This is a genomic window from Pseudomonas sp. OG7, from assembly GCF_014192825.1.
GTDB classification, from domain to species: Bacteria; Pseudomonadota; Gammaproteobacteria; order Pseudomonadales; family Pseudomonadaceae; genus Aquipseudomonas; species Aquipseudomonas monteilii.
The window spans coordinates 579347-594963 of the sequence record NZ_JACHYK010000002.1; the positions used below are offsets into that span (position 1 = coordinate 579347).

The following is a 15617-nucleotide window of genomic DNA, read 5'->3' on the forward strand; positions in this document are numbered from 1 at the left end:
CGTAGCAATTTTTGCAGAGCCCCTGTGAGAGCGGTTCTAGCCGGTGCCATCCACTGCATCTTCTTCAGAGGGCGCAGTACGGGATTCGCGGTCTATGTCCGCTGGCCATTCAACCTTAGGTGCCAGGCAATGCATGTGGCTCAGGCCATCGTCGTCGTTCCAGTCGCGGGGTGGGTGCACGAATGTGGGTAGGGCTTCAGGGCCTTGCTGCATGAAGAGCCGGGCGATAGCCCAGTAGGCCTTGCCTTGGTCCAAGGTATGCGTGAAGAAGACACGGTCAATGACTTCATTGGTTTCGGGATTACGGGCTGACAGCATGACGTTTTCGATCAGGCCCCCGTGGCCGGGGGCGTAGATGCGGTAGACCTCAGCGGTGATGTCGTCCCAGTTATAGGCGACGGGCTGGACGCCCCAGCGTTTGCGGCTGAAGATGAAAATGCGGTCGATCTTGCACTCGTAGATGTAGATTTTTCGACGCAGGCGATTGAAGCGGATGGGTTCGTCTCTGGGCAAGACAAGATCCTCTATCGCGTAAGGGATGAGTGCCCATAGAATTATTGGCGAGCCAATCAGAAATAATACATTCATTAACCAGTCACGCTGCAATCCGTACACGAACAAATCCCAGTACAAAGAAAGTACCGAACCAGCGCAAAAAAGCAAACCAGGAATACCGATTAATGCTGAAACCCCTCGAAGGCTTATTGTTTTCCTCGGCAGTTCAAGGTAGACATCATTAAAATAATTAGGCGAGGGATCTACAGCCTCTATCCAGCAGCGGCCATCTGGCTCCTCTCCCGTTGAAGGCAGATCATAGCTCCAGCCTATAGCACGCTCCCATAAAACCTTGGACTTAAGCGTCATTCATTCATCTCCCGAGAGCAAACTTCAATATAGGCGTCCGGCAAATTGCGGTCGGGCCAATACATAATCAGCAGAGTGGCGGCGAGCAAGCTGTGGGTCCCAATCATAGGAACCAGGGGCACAACCCCAGAAATTTCAAGCTGAACACTGCCGTCTTCGACGGCATAGGGTCTCTGGTTTTCATCAATGGAACAATCACTCGTATAGTCCGGGTGGCGCGGGGGTGAAAATTTAGAAAATGACGATGATGGAGAAAGTGATTTCGTTGCGTGTGCCAGGTAATCGCCCGAGGCAATAGTCTCTCCACCTACGAAATCCGGAAACGTTCCATCACCGAAACGATGCGCTATCAGTTTCCAGCGATAGGCGGACTTCGCCTTAATAAACCTGGGCAATATGACGAGAAACTTGAGCTTTTGCATCGTATTCAAGCCGACCAAGCCTCCTATCTTGGGGAGTGTAGGGTCCGTAGCCAAACTCGACTCAAAGTGTAGTTTTGCCTGAACGCCCAACGTCGCAGCATTGAGGTCAGCGAATGCTATGTCTGAAAATTCCGGAGCATTCCAGTGTATGGAGGGAGTTTCGTTCGCGAACCCAAAATAGCATCGCCGCGCCCAGCGTTCTAGAGCAGTTGCTTCTTTGCTTTCTGCTCGTTTACTCAATTCATAGGCAACTAGACTTAATGTGACTGCTACGCCCAACGGGCCAAACACGAAAGGTCTGAAAACTGCATACACAAACGCCACTGTACCCACCCCAGACGCTAAAGCTGAATATTTATAATGCGAAGCAGCTGTAGTATCACCAGTGGCCAAAGTGCGTTTTCTCGCCAAAATCGCTTGAACCGTGTCAAAAACACCTGCAACTGCACTCAATACAGCGCCTATTTTTATGATGGCTTTTCCAGTGACAGCAGCCCCCCGAGCCCATGGCCTGTTTATGTTGCTGGTGCTGGAGCGCATGACGAGTCCAATCAACTCAATCTGCCCGCCCAATACCCCCAACAGCGAACCCTGCATCGCGAACTTGGCCTCATGAGCCTTTGGCCCAATCTCGGTTTCTGCTTTATCCTGGTTTCTGCTCAGGCTGTCGTGTTGCAAATACAACCCGCCTATCGCGAGCAATACTTCCCAACTGCCTGCCACACCCCGCAAGCCGCTAAAGCCAGTTCGCACCAACCGCGCCGCCTGCTGCGAAGTAATGCGCACTTCCTCCAACACCTTGCGCGCATTCGCCTCCAGCGTCCCCGCCGCCACCGAGATATCCACCAAGGCAATCTGTGCCGCGCTACTCGCCTGGGTCACTGCCTTACTGGCTCCCTCAAGCAACCGGCCACGCACCTCTTCAGCCGTACCCTCCACCCACACCGTCACGCTGATCATGGTGTGGGTAAACCGTGGATCAAGCACGGCCAGGCTCATCAGCCCGTGCTGCATGATCGGCCGCACCTTGTTCCAGGCCTTGGTTGAATGGAGGTCGAAGTCATCGACATTGCGATGCATCCGGTCCCTGGCTTCGGCAATCGAGGCATTGGCCTTGTGCTGCAACTCGCGCAAGTGGGCACTCTGCAAGGCGTAGTACTCACCCAGCTTCATCTTCACTTCCAGCTCGATCAGGTGCACACCGTTGTACAGATACTGCGTCGCGCTGTTCAGGTGCCGCACAGCGTTCTGAATGCCTGACGGTAGGCTGGGCGCCAAGCGCTGGCTGGCGGCGTTGAGGGCACCCTGGATTTCGGCGATGGCCTGCTTGAGGGTGTTGCGCATGCGCAAGCCGGCGTCGTCGCTGGCGATGATCTTGCTCAGCATGCCGTAGAACTTGTCGCTGTCATTCCAGTTGATAACGTCGGTGGCGGAAAAGCTGGGCAGCAAACCGGCCAACAACGCACGGTCGCGCATCAGCAACGCGCGGTAAGGGGGACTATCAGGATCCTGCAGCCATTTCAGCCAGAGCGTTTCGCTGGTGCCGACCGTGGGACTCGTTCCGGGCGCCACCGCCTCGGTAATGCCACCCCCCAGGCACAGCGCCATGGTCTTGGCATAGGCCACGCCAGACTCGCGGTGATCGCCGTCGTAGTCGTACTGCTCGGCCACCTTGAACATGGGTGTGTCGAACAGCGCAACATAAGCACGGGCGTTCTTGTCGATGTAGCCCTGAAATTCCGCTTCCTGCTGGTCATACTCGGCCTGGAACGCTGCCCGTTTCGCTTCGTCGTAGCGTTCCTCCAGCCGCTCGTCACTCTCCAGCTGTGCTCGCTCTACCAACCGCTGGCGCTCCACCGCCGGGTCGGTGAACACCGGTGGTCCGTCGCCGGTCATGGGCTCCAGCGACGGCACTTTCTGCGCGGCCCACTCCCGGTGCGTGGCGCGAATGACTTGCAGGATCTGCGACGTCTGCAGCTGGTAGGCCCGCATGGGGTCTTCGCGCCAGACCTGGCGCTTCACCACCCAGCTCAACCGCTGATGGTTGAACTCCTGAATCAAACCCACGGTATCGTCCAGCACCACCGCCAGCACACCCTTCTCCAGCGTGTGCCGGTTCATCACGTTGACCAGGTATCCCTTCAGGGCAAACCTTCGCAACCAGCGCGTGTGGAAGCCATGCGCACTGTCGAATGGCGAACACCCATGCTGCGCGTACTCGAACACCTCCTTGTCGACCCGCAGGTTGTCGGGCGTCATGGCAATGCCCAGCAACTCGGGGTTGTTGCGCGCCTGAGTCAGGTCCAGCCCTTCGAAGCGATGGGCAGGCGCCTGGCCCTTCTTGTAGGCATTCAACACGCTGACCGGCCAAGGGTCGCTGGAGAAAGCCAGCCAGGCGCTGCCATAGCGGTCGGTGTCGATGTTGAGGAAGGACGAAGGAATGTCGTGGTTTTCATTCACGCACTTCTCGGGCAGTGATGCAGGCAAACCCTCCGACGGCTCGTAGGGGTTGAAGCGGCGCAGGTGGCCCTGCTCGCTCACTTCGTAGGCATGCCAGACCTGCTGGTCGAGCAGCACGTACAGGTAGCCCATGCGCAAGGTGCGCACCCCTAGCTTCGCCGAGACATGCAGGCTGCCGGCCACGGTGCTGAGGCCCTGCGGGCGTGTGTCCGGCACCAGGGCGCGGCGCAGGGGCAGGATCGGCAGGCCTTGGCGTTCACAGGCCATGCACTGGTCGGAAGGGAGCCCGGCTTCGGCTGTCGCAATGGCAATTCGCTGGCTGATTGTCAAAAACGACCTCGCAATGAAAGGGACCGTGATGGTCCCTGAACACTAACGAGGAATCGCTTGCCGGAGGTTCATGGGGCGTCCTAATTCCTTGTAGGAAACGTCTGGGATTGAGCTTTTGGGCGATCAAAAACACAGCGCGGGCATGGCTCCGGCTTCGTCGGTGTTCGTGGGTGAACCCGCTCCTACAGGGTGCGCACCCGGCTATCGCGCAGCAGCCACTCGGATTGGCGCCACCGGCCACCGTGCACTAGCGTTGTGCTACCAGCCAGCCCCAACGTTCATGCGGAGCCCTTACCCATCATGCCGGACCTGCGCCCGAACCCGACGCTGTGCCTGGAGTACCGTGCCGAGCAGCCCATTCACCACGCCTTCCTCGAACAGGCCGGTCGCTGCCCGGATGCCATCGCCATTCATGCCCAGCACACCATCTGCAGCTATGCCCAGCTCGCGCAGATCAGTCAGGGCATTGCCGCCTATCTGGTAGAAAACGCTGCCAGCGGCACCGATCGTGTGGTCATCGTCGCCAGCCGCTGCGCCGCCCTGGTCTACGCCATGCTCGGCTGCCTGCGCGCAGGCCTGGCCTTTACCGTGGCCGACGCCGCCTACCCGCCTGCGCGCATTGCGCAGATCGTCCGCACATTGGGGCCGGCCGTGGTCCTGCGCTGTGACGAGGCAACTGTCGACACCGACTGCCCGCTTGTCGTTACGGTGCCGCAAGCCCCCGCTGACGCACTGCAAGCCTTCCCCAACCTGCCTGTGGCGCTGCCCGCCGTAACCCCCGAACACCCCGCCTACATCACCTTCACCTCGGGCAGCACCGGTGAACCCAAGGGCATCGTCACCCACCACGCGCCGCTGGTGCACTTCATCGACTGGCATGTAAGCCAGCATGGCTTCAGCCAGGCCGACACCTTCTCCCTGCTTTCCGGCCTGGGCCACGACCCGGTGTACCGCGACGTGTTCACGCCTCTGTCGATCGGCGCGACCATCGCCTGCCCTGCCCAGCCAACCCTGACCGACCCGTCCCGGCTGGCCAGCTGGATTCATCAGCACAACGTGAGCGTGATCCACCTCACCCCGCCACTGGGCAAGCTGATCGAAACCGGCGCACACCTGAATGGCCAGGTGCTCGACCGGCTGCGCTACCTGTTCTGGGGCGGCGATGCGCTCAGCCCGGCGCTGTACCAGCAGATGCGTGCCATTGCGCCCAACGCCGTCAGTGTGAACTTCTATGGCACCACCGAAACACCACAAGCAATGGCCTTCCATACGCTTGACCCGCACGCCGACAATGCGCGTGTCCCGTTGGGCAAGGGCATCGCCAATGCACAGTTGCTGGTGGTCAACCCGGCCAACCAGTTGGTCAGCGAAGGGGAAACGGGCGAAATCCTGATCCGCAGCCCCTACCTGTCCCAAGGCTACTGGGGCGACCCGGCACTGACCGAGGCCAAGTTCGTCGCCAACCCGTTCACCGGCGACCCAAGCGACCGCTGCTACCGCACGGGTGACCTGGGCACCTACCTGGTCGATGGCAGCGCCCGTTTTCTGGGACGCGGCGACAGCCAGGTGAAAATCCGCGGCCATCGCATCGAGCTGGCGGAAATCGAAAACGCCATCACCCGCCACCCGCACATCGGGCAATGCGTGGTCGTGGCTAACCACGACAGCGCCTCGACCCGGCTGGTTGCCTATTGCGTCAGCCGCAAGCCCACCATCGCCGATGAACTGCGCCAGGCGCTCAGGGGCCAACTGCCAGACTACATGGTGCCGGCGCTTTTCGTGTTCCTCGATGCCCTGCCGCTCACCCCAAACGGCAAGCTCGACAAACGTGCACTGCCTGCGCCCTTTGACGACAGTGCCAACGTGCTCCTGTCCCCACTGGCGGAAAAGCTGAGCACCGCCTGGGCGCGCATCCTCCAGGTGCCACGCCTGGACGCCAGGTTGAGTTTCGTCGAACTGGGCGGCGATTCACTGTCGTTCGTGCAGGCTTCACGCGTGCTGGAGGAGCTGATCGGTCACCTCCCTGAACGTTGGGAAACCCTGCCGGTGAACCAGCTGGCCGAGCTGAGCGCACCGCCCAAGGGCCCTTGGCGGGTGATGGAAATGCCGGTGTTCGTGCGCATGCTCGCCATCATCCTGATCGTGGTCGGCCACCTGAGCGCGTTCGACCACTGGCTGATCGTGGGCGAAACGTCGGTGCTGTTCCTGGTTTCCGGCATCAGCCTGGCGCGATTCCAGCTCAAGGCCATCGAAGAACGTGGCGATGCGCGCACACTGCTCAGGTCGCTGGCAGCCATCGTGGTGCCAACGGTGCTGTACACCGCGCTGATCCAGCTGGTATTCGACCACCTGCACTGGCAATCGCTGCTGTTGGTTTCCAACTGGTTCCCGGCCAGCGAGGTCAGTGTGTTCAATTACTGGTACATCGAAGTGCTGGTGCAGATGATCCTGATCATCGGCCTGGTGTTGTCGATCCGGCGTGTGCGCCAGGTGGTCCTCGCCGACCCGTTCCGCTGCCTGATCATTGCGACCTGTGCGCTGGTGGCAGTGGATGTGCTGGTCAGCCGCTTCGTGTTCGACGCCGGTGCGCTGTTCAACCGGGTACCACAGCATTTCCTGGCCGTCATGGTGTTGGGCATGGCTGTGCACCATGCCGACACTACCGCGCGTAAATGGGTGGCCAGCGCGGTAGCGGTGCTGGTGGTCGGCGAGCTGGACCTGATGGCGATTGCCGGCGTGGGCTGGCAGGCATTCTCGCGCTATATCGATATCGCGCTGCCGGCGATGCTGGCCCTGATCTGGGTGCGCTCGGTGCCAGTGCCTGCCCTGGTGGCACGGGCAGGTGCGGTGATTGCCTCGTCAACCTTGTATATCTACCTGACACATTTCCAGTTCCTGTCGCTGGCAGACCGTATTTTCAATCACCCGCTGTTCGAGGTAACCCTGGCACTGGCCGGCGGGGTGCTGGTGGCCTACTGCTGGAACACCCTGTTGCGCCTTCTATTCAACCGCAAGAACAGGCAGAACCCGGCGCGCGGAGCAGATGCAGCCGAGCGCGCCACCTCCGCTTGAGGCTGGGCAATTTCGATACCACGTACTGTAGCGGGCGCTGTAGTCGACGTTGCCATCCTGCAACTTCACAGGTTTGGGAATCGCCAGCACATTGACCTGGCCCGGGAGCTCGAGGCGCCAGATGACGGCCAAGTGACTACATGCGTCAGGTCTGTCCGGCCAGTTCGGCCAGTACCTCTACCGAGGTAGTGACTTGACGGAAGTGATGCTGCCACAACGCGATGCCCAGCTTGCCAGAACGGTCCAGCGAAGAGCCTACGGTCATGTCCGTCACCAGGGTAGGCGTCAGCCCCGCATCGAACAGGGCAAAGCCAGCGGCCAGCACGCAGGTTTCGGTCTGCAGCCCGCACACCAGCACCCGCTCTACACCCAGCTGCCGAATGTACTCGATAGCTTCGACGCTCTGCCCGTAGCCATGCTTGATAAAGACCTGGTCGGCCTCGACCAGGCTCTCGTCCTCAGCCGCCGGGTGCCAGCCGAGTTGCCGCTCGAACGGTGTGACCTGTTCGTCATGCAACTCGACCGAAGCAATGGTAGGGATATTCGCTGACAACCGCCGCAAACCATCGACCAGCCACTCGGGCGGGCTAAAGGTGGACTGGACATCGACGATGAGCAAAACCTGGCGCATAGCGTACTCCGGCCATTGGCAAAATGGCGCGGAGTATAACGCGTGGCCAGGTCGGAAACCCTAGGCCACAATACTTCTGTTCATGCCCTGGGCCCACGCAGCAGCCATCTTCTCCCCTATGCGCTCAAATGCCGAATGGCTGTTGCGATAATCTGATAACTCCGCCATCGCACGGTTGATGCCGACTTCGACTCTGTTGAGCAACTCATCGCAGCGCGATTGCGTAAGGTTGCAGGCGGTGCGCCCGAACTGCACCAGCATCTTGCGTTTGGGCCAGGCCTTGGAGCCACCCAGCAACAGCCCCATGATATCGTGGCTGTTGTACACCGTCGTGGTCACCAAATCGTAAGCGGGTGCAAGCCGGATGTCGGCATCTTCCGCACAGTTCTCGTACAGCAGGCCGAAGTTCTTCAAGTGAGCATCGCCGTTCTGAATGCCCGCACAAAGCGCTACCAGCGTAAAGAAGCTTTCCAGCGCGTCCGGTACCCGGTCGGGGGTGACATAAAGTTTGATCAGTTGCGCGCAGCCTTGGTAACTGCCGTCGTACTTCTTGCGCGTCCCCCACCCGGAAAGCACACACATGTCTTCAAACCCGAGGTAGCTGTCGCTGCCGATGTCGAAGCGTCTCACAACCAGAAACTGCCCATGCTGGCTCAGTTGAAATTCCGGTACCTCAAGGCCACAGTGAAGGGCCGCCCGCATGCAGAAAAACTCGTTGGCGGCCAACTGCGGGAACTCTGCTTCATTGAATGCCTTCACCAAGTGCGTAGCACCTCGATGGGTGAACCGGCCAACTTCGGCTCCAACTTCATCGGTATCACGCACCAGCACCTTGGGTTGAACACCTGATACCCCTGAATAGGTCGCGTAAGTGCTCAAGAGGTCATTGAACAGGTCTGTGGCTCCGTCGTGAATCAGCAGGTTGGCGAGCTTGATGCCCGGTAGCGACTGGTCGCTGGCATGCTGGGCAATGCTGATGCGGCCTAGCTGGTGTGGACCGACGATACCCAGCAGCGCAAAGTCGTCAAAACCGCGCACCGACTTGCTGAAGCGGCGCATCAATTCCTCTTTGAGGTGCCCTTCCGGGATATGCATTTCGAACAGTGGGTGTATGCCGTACTCCCACTTGTAGCTTTCGAGGCGCACCGGCATGGTCAGGGAAACAGCCTGTTCCTCAGTGACCGCCGCGTTGTAAACAAAGACCGAATCACGCAGGTTATCCTCGCTGCGGCCAAGTGTTCCGACAGCCTCACCGCTGGCGCCAATGTACAAACGATCACGCTGACTGGTCATGGATACCCCCGGCCTTCAACTCGTCAAGGGTCTTGCGCCGACGCTTGGGCGTTGCCGTCAACTCGTAACCCAGGCCCTCAAGGATTGCGGCGACCTTGCGGATCCCGACTTCGGGAATCGTGTTGTTCTCGATGCCAGAGATGGTCGCCCGGCTCATACCATGCCGCTGGGCAAGTTGCGCCTGTGACAGGCCGGCCTCCTTGCGCAGTTTTTTTATCAGATTGCCTAATTCATTCATACTTGAGTGCATCGAATACAGTGCAAAAATAGAAAAACCTTAAAAATGCATCGTATTCGATTCATAAAACCTTGTATACCTCGTACCCCTCACGTCTTGCTGTGTTGATCATTACCGAAGCCGTGAGCTACACCGCTGGCGTGCACACCCACGTGTCCGGCAACAACCGGACCGACAACACCTTGATGGTGCGCGGGCAATGCGCCGGTACGTGTGCCGCGCCACCTGGCCTCGGTGTGCGTCGACTACACCCTGCAAGGCGGGCCACTGGCCGGACTGGGCGGCGGCCGGGGTGTGCGCTACATTGGTGGTACGTATTGGCGATGCACAGAACACCTTCGAAGTGCCGGGCGAGCGCGCCGTTTTTCTCTGTGCCAAAGCGCAGCGTGCGGCGGCGCTACTGCCACGCCGACTGGCTGTCGCCCTGTCGGAAGAACTGCCGCAAATGCTCGACAAAACACGACACCTTCGCCGACAGGTTCAAGCGCTCCAGATACACCGCATAGATGTCCGCAGGCGGCGTGTGGTAATCGCCCAGCACCTCCACCAGGCGCCCGCTGCGCAGGTGATCGGCCAGGTTCCACTCGGCCCGCAGCAGGATGCCCTGCCCGTCCAGCGCCCAGTTCAGCGCCACTTCGCCATCGTTGGTGCTGAGACTGCCATGCACCTTCACCGACTCGCCATGCTTCCCACGGCTGAGCCGCCAGATGCCGAACGCGGCATCGTTCTGGCGCAACACGATGCAGTTGTGGCTGGCCAGGTCCTTGGGGGCTTGCGGGGTGCCGTGAGCTTCCAGATAGCTGGGTGCAGCGCACAACCTGCGGCGGTTGGCAGCGATCTTGCGGGCGATCAGGCGTGAGTCGGGCAGTTCACCAAAGCGGATGGCCACATCGATGGCGTCGTTCGGCAACGCGATGGGACGGTCGGTCAGGTGCAGTTGCACCTCCACCTCCGGGAAACGTTTGGCAAACGATGAGACTGCCGGCCCTACATGGGTACGCCCGAACCCCAACGGCGCATTGACACGCAACAGCCCCTTCGGCTCGGCACGGCTGCTGGACACCTGCCGCTCCATTTCCTCGATTTCACCCAATATCCGCCGGGCATTCACCAGGTAGGTCTCGCCTTCGGCGGTAAGGCTGATGCTGCGCGTGGTGCGGTTGAGCAAGCGCACACCCAGGCGCTGCTCCAGTTGCGCCAGGCGCTTGGAGACGGCTGGCGGGGTCAGGTTCAGTTCGCGCGCGGTGCCCGCCAGGCTGCCCACCCTGATCAGTTGGGTGAAGAACGCCAGCTCCGATACCGGATTCATAATTAACCTGAGGGAAACAATGAGTTGAATTTCATTGTATTACAGCATTTCTGAAAAACCATTACCTTTTGCCCTGCGTGATTAACCACAAAAACGCTGGGCTCTTCGGCCGCCAAGGCCAGGTGTGACCTGCACCCCACGATCAGCCCGGCCGCCAGATAAATCCGACTCACAACAATAATTCGGAGACGGCAATGGCCAAGCGATTGTTCGGCAAGCTTTATGTACAGGTATTGATCGGCGTAACCCTCGGGGTGCTGATCGGGGTGTTCTGGCCACAGGTTGGCGCGGACTTGAAGCCCATCGGTGACGCCTTCATCAAACTGATCAAGATGGTCTTCGCCCCGATCATCTTCGCCACGGTGGTGCTGGGCATCGCCAAGATGGAAAACATGAAGGAACTCGGCCGCGTGGGTGTACGTGCGCTGATCTACTTCGAAGTGCTGTCCACCTTCGCCCTGGTGCTTGGGCTGGTGGTGGTCAACATCGTGCAGCCCGGCCAAGGCATGAACGTCGACCCTGCCACCCTCGACGCCAAGAGCATCTCCACTTACACCGCTGCGGCGGCCGGCAACAGTGGCGGCTTCATCGACTTCATGCTGCATGTGATCCCGGGCAGCGTGACCGACGCCTTCGCCAAGAACGAGATCCTGCCGATCCTGCTGTTCAGCACCCTGTTCGGCATCGCCCTTTCCCACCTCGGCCCGCGCGGCAAACCGATGGTGGATGTGCTGGAAGCCTTTTCCCACGGCATGTTCTTCATCGTCGGCATGATCATGCGTGTGGCCCCGCTGGCCGCCTGCGGCGCCATGGCCTTCACCGTCGGCAAGTACGGCCTGGGCTCGATCGTCTCGCTGGGCAAGCTGATGGCGACCATGTACCTGACCTGCTTCCTGTTCGTGGTGATCGTGCTCGGCGCCATTGCCCGGCTGTGCGGTTTCAACCTGTGGAGGTTCCTCAAGTACCTGAAGGAAGAGCTGTTCACGGTACTGGGCACCAGCTCGTCCGAGTCGGTGGTGCCGCAACTGATGAACAAGCTGGAAAAGGTCGGCGTGTCCAAACCGGTGGTCGGCCTGGTGATCCCCTCGGGCCTTACCTTCAACCCGGACGGCCAGTGCATCTACTACACCATGGCCGCCATCTTCATCGCCCAGGCCACCAACACACCATTGACCTTGATGGACCAACTGATCGTGCTGGGCGTGCTGCTGCTCACCTCCAAAGGCTCGGCAGGTGTGACCGGTTCGGGCTTCATCACCCTGGCCGCCACACTGGCGACCATGGACAACATCCCCGTGGCCGGCATGGTGCTGCTGTTGGGCGTGGACCGCTTCATGTCCGAGGCCCGCGCCATCACCAACACCATCGGCAACGCCGTCGGCACGGTGGCCATCGCCCACTGGGTGGGCGCGCTGGACAAGCAGCGCATGGCGCAGGCCCTGGACGGCCAGCTGCCGGCAGAACCGCAAGCCGCTACGCCGCACCCTGCCCTTGCACGCATGGAGGCCGACACACCCATACCCTGACCTTTCGATAACAGCAAGAACGAATCCGCCTTGTGATGCAGTGAGGAAATAATCATGGACAAAGAAACCGCCGTGTCATCGCTTACCGACGTGATGGCCAAGTTCACCGCCTATATCGGCAAGCGCCTGCCCAAAGACGTCAAGGAAAAGACCGCCAAGTTACGTGCTGCCGAAACCAACCCGCTGGCCATTGCCGTGTACGACTCGATGGCCGACAACCAGGAATACGCCGACAAACTCAACCGCCCCAGCTGCCAGGACACCGGCGTGATCCAGTACTTCGTCTCGGCCGGCGCACGCTTCCCGCTGCTGGGTGAGATGGAAGGCATCCTTGAGAACGCCACCAAGGAAGCCACCATCCAGGGGCCGCTGCGCCACAACGCAGTGGAAACGTTCATCGAGAAAAACACCGGCACCAATACCGGCTCGAAAATCCCGTGGCTGGACTGGGAAATCATCCCCGATGCCGATCACTGCATCGTCGATGTGTACATGGCAGGTGGCGGCTGCACCTTGCCAGGTTCGGCCAAGGTGCTGATGCCGGGTCAAGGCTATGAAGGGGTGACCGAGTTCGTCTTCGATGTGATCACCTCACGCGGGGTCAATGCCTGCCCGCCGTTGCTGGTGGGGGTTGGGGTTTCAACCTCGGTAGAAACAGCAGCACGCCTGTCGAAGAAAGCCATTCTGCGTGAAGTGGATTCCTGCCACCCCAACGAAAGCGCGGCCATGATGGAAAAGCTGCTGGAAGACGGCCTGAACGAAATCGGCATCGGCCCGCAAGGCCTGACCGGTAACAGCAGCGTGATGGGCGTGAACATCGAGTCCTCGGCCCGTCACCCCTCCACCATCGGCGTGGCTGTGTCCACCGGTTGCTGGGCCCACCGACGCGGCAAGATCCGCATCAACGCCGACCTGAGCTACGACATCCTCTCCCACGAAGGGGTAGTACTGTGAAAAAGATCCTCAGCACCCCGATCAGCGACGAAGACCTGGCCAGCCTCAACGTGGGCGATGTGGTCTACCTCACCGGCCAACTGGTGACCTGCCGTGACGTGGCACACCGGCGTCTCATCGAGCTGGGTCGCGAGCTTCCGGTTGACTTGCGTGGCGGCGCCATTTTCCACGCCGGTCCCATTGTCAGGAAGAAAGACGATGGCAGCTTCGAGATGGTGTCCATTGGCCCGACCACCAGCATGCGCATGGAAAAGTTCGAGAAGCAGTTCATCGAGCAGACCGGCGTCAAGCTGATTGTCGGCAAGGGCGGTATGGGCCCGGAGACCACCACCGGGTGTCTGGAGAACAAGGCCGTACATGCGGTGTTTCCAGGCGGCTGCGCAGTGTTGGCAGCCACTCAGGTGGAAGAGATCGAGCGGGCAGAATGGCAGGACCTGGGCATGCCGGAAACGCTGTGGGTGAACCGCGTGCGTGAGTTCGGGCCGCTGATCATTTCGATCGATACCAAGGGCAACAACCTGTTCGAACAGAACAAGGCACGCTTCAACGAACGCAAGGGGGCCGTGATCGAGAAGATCAACAGCCAGGTGCGCTTTATCAAGTAAGCGGGCGATGGTCGGGCTGCAATGTGGCCCGACCTGTCAATTGTGCGCAAGCGCCTGGGCTGCTTTAGATTCAAGCCCATACAACGACTCTACGCCGAGACAGGCGGTGACAGGTCCTAAGGGCACATAATCTTTAACGCGAGGTGCGCATCATGGGAAACGACAACACCCCAAAACAGAGCGGTGTCATCATGTTCTGGCAAGAGAACAACGGTACCGGACCAAGCCAGGGTCTTAATTTACCAGCAGAGGGAAGTGGCGAGAGGGCAAGTAAAACGGTTGTCGCCAGCTACAGCAAAATTGCGATGAGCGACATCCCTTCAGCCTCGACCATCACCCTGAATTACAGGACGGCCCCAGACGACTGGACTGTGCGTTCCTCCATTAAATTCAGGACAACCCATAAGCCAGCTTCACTCAACCGCACCGAGTACAGCTATCTGCTCAATACCTACTCGGTTGGTGACTTCATCAGTGAGGGTCTGGGCCTGAAAGTGATTGCCAAGCAAGCGGGGCCTTCCCCTCAAGCTGATGTAAAGGCGGCCCACCAGATAGATTGCTACGTTCATCTTTCCGACTCGATACCTACAGACTGAACAGCTTTCACGCTTTTGTCAGCTCCCCGATCTTTTCCAGGCGCGCTCTGACAATGTTGCGACTGATGTTCAACAGCCTGCCGGTCTGCAGCTGGTTCCCATGGCAGTACCGATACGCGGCACGAAACACCGTCTCCTCTATGTGTTCGTACAGGTTCGGGACATTCTGCTCGAACAATGCCAGCAACGCACTCTCCAGGTCCGGTGGCGGCGCAAGTGCCACCGGAACATGGCTTTGGATTGCAGCCGGGCTCGTCGGCCTCATGTCCACCAAGTGCAGGTCCGCCGGCGCCACCACCTGATAGCGGCACACCAGCAACGCATGGTGAATGGCGTTCTCCAGCTCGCGAATGTTGCCCGGCCAGCTATGCGCCAGCAGTTTGCGTTCGGCATCCGGACTCAGCGAAGCGCGCTCGTAACCCAACCGTCGGCAATGCTCTTCGATGAAAAACTCCGCCAACGGCAGGATGTCCCCCGGCCGCTCGCGCAGCGGCGGCAGCCGGATTGTCGCGACGTGCAGGCGGTAGAACAGGTCCTCGCGAAAATGCCCCGCCACCACCGCATCGGCCAGGTTGACGTTGGTTGCCGCCACCAGCCGCACGTTGATCGGGATTGGCGTGCGTGAGCCCAGGCGCACCACTTCACGCTCCTGCAGCACCCGCAGCAACTTCACCTGCATGTTCAATGGCAGGTCACCGATTTCGTCGAGAAACAACGTGCCGCCATTGGCCGCCTCGAACCAGCCGGCCTTGTTGCTGGTGGCGCCGGTGAACGCGCCCTTCTCATGGCCGAACAGTTCGCTCTCCACCAGGGTTTCGGCAAAAGCACCGCAGTTCACCGCCACGAATGGCTCACGCCCACGGCGGCTGAGGTGATGGATATGGCGGGCGACCAGCTCCTTGCCGGTGCCGGTTTCGCCGATGATCAGGGTATTGGCCTCGCTGGGCGCCAGGCGCTCGATACGGCTGAGCAGTTCCTGGGAGCGCGGGTCCTTGAACACGAGCACGGTGGCACGTACCGACTTGGTCAGCTCGCGGGCATTGGGGTGGGTGATCAGCGACATGGGGCATTCCTGGCAGTTGACGCACAGGCCCATAGTGCATGAAACAAATTAGATCAAAAAATTATTAATTAATATTTACATATACGAATAAGGAATATTCGATTTTCCAGCGGCCGACTGCTGCTGCAGCAGCAACCCGCCAGCACTCTCCTGCCCGCCGATCAGCAGGCCAAGCCCTTCACCGACAGGCAATCCCTCCCCGAAAGCCCCGCCAATCGAGCCCTGCAGGCCATTTTCAACTGGCTGGCATGCAT

12 protein-coding genes are annotated in these 15617 nt (G+C 60.0%); 5 read left to right on the plus strand and 7 right to left on the minus strand.

Features of this window, described 5'->3' with window-relative positions; genetic code table 11:
- Positions 1-36: 36 nt before the first annotated feature.
- On the minus strand, positions 37-864 hold the full coding sequence (locus FHW75_RS26755; RefSeq protein ID WP_260308758.1) for a DUF6708 domain-containing protein: 828 nt from the start codon (positions 862-864) through the stop codon (positions 37-39).
- Positions 861-4076: a T6SS effector BTH_I2691 family protein gene (locus FHW75_RS07115; protein ID WP_183673400.1), complete on the minus strand. Its 3216-nt coding sequence runs from the start codon at positions 4074-4076 to the stop codon at positions 861-863. The genes FHW75_RS26755 and FHW75_RS07115 overlap by 4 nt, the downstream gene beginning before the upstream one ends.
- A gap of 300 nt (positions 4077-4376) precedes the next feature.
- On the opposite strand from FHW75_RS07115, the gene FHW75_RS07120 reads away from it, so the two are divergent.
- A complete protein-coding gene (locus FHW75_RS07120) occupies positions 4377-7148 on the plus strand; it encodes an amino acid adenylation domain-containing protein (RefSeq protein ID WP_019097995.1) in 2772 nt (923 codons plus the stop codon).
- A gap of 145 nt (positions 7149-7293) precedes the next feature.
- Here FHW75_RS07120 and FHW75_RS07125 read toward each other — a convergent pair whose 3' ends face one another.
- The 4 genes from FHW75_RS07125 to FHW75_RS07140 all read right to left on the minus strand — a co-directional run bounded on the left by FHW75_RS07125 (position 7294) and on the right by FHW75_RS07140 (position 10619).
- Positions 7294-7779 carry an isochorismatase family protein gene (locus FHW75_RS07125; RefSeq protein WP_019097994.1) on the minus strand — a complete coding sequence of 162 codons (486 nt, stop codon included), beginning with the start codon at positions 7777-7779 and terminating at the stop codon, positions 7294-7296.
- Between the two features lie 60 nt (positions 7780-7839).
- A complete protein-coding gene (locus FHW75_RS07130; protein WP_183673402.1) occupies positions 7840-9072 on the minus strand; it encodes a type II toxin-antitoxin system HipA family toxin in 1233 nt (410 codons plus the stop codon).
- Entirely contained in the window at positions 9056-9310 is a 255-nt protein-coding gene (locus FHW75_RS07135) for a helix-turn-helix transcriptional regulator (protein ID WP_019097992.1), read from the minus strand. Before FHW75_RS07135 ends, FHW75_RS07130 begins: the two co-directional genes overlap by 17 nt.
- A gap of 397 nt (positions 9311-9707) precedes the next feature.
- A complete protein-coding gene (locus FHW75_RS07140) occupies positions 9708-10619 on the minus strand; it encodes a LysR substrate-binding domain-containing protein (RefSeq protein ID WP_019097991.1) in 912 nt (303 codons plus the stop codon).
- A 194-nt stretch (positions 10620-10813) separates the two neighbouring features.
- Here FHW75_RS07140 and FHW75_RS07145 point away from each other — a divergent pair, with 194 nt between their 5' ends.
- From FHW75_RS07145 to FHW75_RS07160, 4 genes are all read left to right on the plus strand, one after another.
- Complete coding sequence (locus FHW75_RS07145; RefSeq protein ID WP_019097990.1) at positions 10814-12145, plus strand: dicarboxylate/amino acid:cation symporter; 1332 nt, start codon at positions 10814-10816, stop codon at positions 12143-12145.
- 54 nt (positions 12146-12199) lie between these two features.
- Positions 12200-13099 carry a L(+)-tartrate dehydratase subunit alpha gene (ttdA, locus tag FHW75_RS07150; RefSeq protein ID WP_019097989.1) on the plus strand — a complete coding sequence of 300 codons (900 nt, stop codon included), beginning with the start codon at positions 12200-12202 and terminating at the stop codon, positions 13097-13099.
- Entirely contained in the window at positions 13096-13704 is a 609-nt protein-coding gene (ttdB, locus tag FHW75_RS07155) for a L(+)-tartrate dehydratase subunit beta (protein ID WP_019097988.1), read from the plus strand. Before ttdA ends, ttdB begins: the two co-directional genes overlap by 4 nt.
- Positions 13705-13856: 152 nt before the next feature.
- Positions 13857-14300, plus strand: coding sequence for a hypothetical protein (locus FHW75_RS07160; RefSeq protein WP_025754349.1), 444 nt, complete (start codon positions 13857-13859; stop codon positions 14298-14300).
- Positions 14301-14307: 7 nt separating this feature from the next.
- On the opposite strand, the gene FHW75_RS07165 is transcribed toward FHW75_RS07160, so the two are convergent.
- Complete coding sequence (locus tag FHW75_RS07165; RefSeq protein ID WP_027609692.1) at positions 14308-15363, minus strand: sigma-54-dependent Fis family transcriptional regulator; 1056 nt, start codon at positions 15361-15363, stop codon at positions 14308-14310.
- Between the last annotated feature and the right edge of the window lie 254 nt (positions 15364-15617).

What these genes read in the sequence shown, in the direction of transcription:
- FHW75_RS26755 (WP_260308758.1), bottom strand. Translation starts at nt 864, where the DNA reads ATGACGCTTAAGTCCAAGGTTTTATGGGAGCGTGCTATAGGCTGGAGC.
- FHW75_RS07120 (WP_019097995.1), top strand. Translation starts at nt 4,377, where the DNA reads ATGCCGGACCTGCGCCCGAACCCGACGCTGTGCCTGGAGTACCGTGCC.
- FHW75_RS07125 (WP_019097994.1), bottom strand. Translation starts at nt 7,779, where the DNA reads ATGCGCCAGGTTTTGCTCATCGTCGATGTCCAGTCCACCTTTAGCCCG.
- FHW75_RS07130 (WP_183673402.1), bottom strand. Translation starts at nt 9,072, where the DNA reads ATGACCAGTCAGCGTGATCGTTTGTACATTGGCGCCAGCGGTGAGGCT.
- FHW75_RS07135 (WP_019097992.1), bottom strand. Translation starts at nt 9,310, where the DNA reads ATGAATGAATTAGGCAATCTGATAAAAAAACTGCGCAAGGAGGCCGGC.
- FHW75_RS07140 (WP_019097991.1), bottom strand. Translation starts at nt 10,619, where the DNA reads ATGAATCCGGTATCGGAGCTGGCGTTCTTCACCCAACTGATCAGGGTG.
- FHW75_RS07145 (WP_019097990.1), top strand. Translation starts at nt 10,814, where the DNA reads ATGGCCAAGCGATTGTTCGGCAAGCTTTATGTACAGGTATTGATCGGC.
- ttdA (WP_019097989.1), top strand. Translation starts at nt 12,200, where the DNA reads ATGGACAAAGAAACCGCCGTGTCATCGCTTACCGACGTGATGGCCAAG.
- FHW75_RS07160 (WP_025754349.1), top strand. Translation starts at nt 13,857, where the DNA reads ATGGGAAACGACAACACCCCAAAACAGAGCGGTGTCATCATGTTCTGG.
- FHW75_RS07165 (WP_027609692.1), bottom strand. Translation starts at nt 15,363, where the DNA reads ATGTCGCTGATCACCCACCCCAATGCCCGCGAGCTGACCAAGTCGGTA.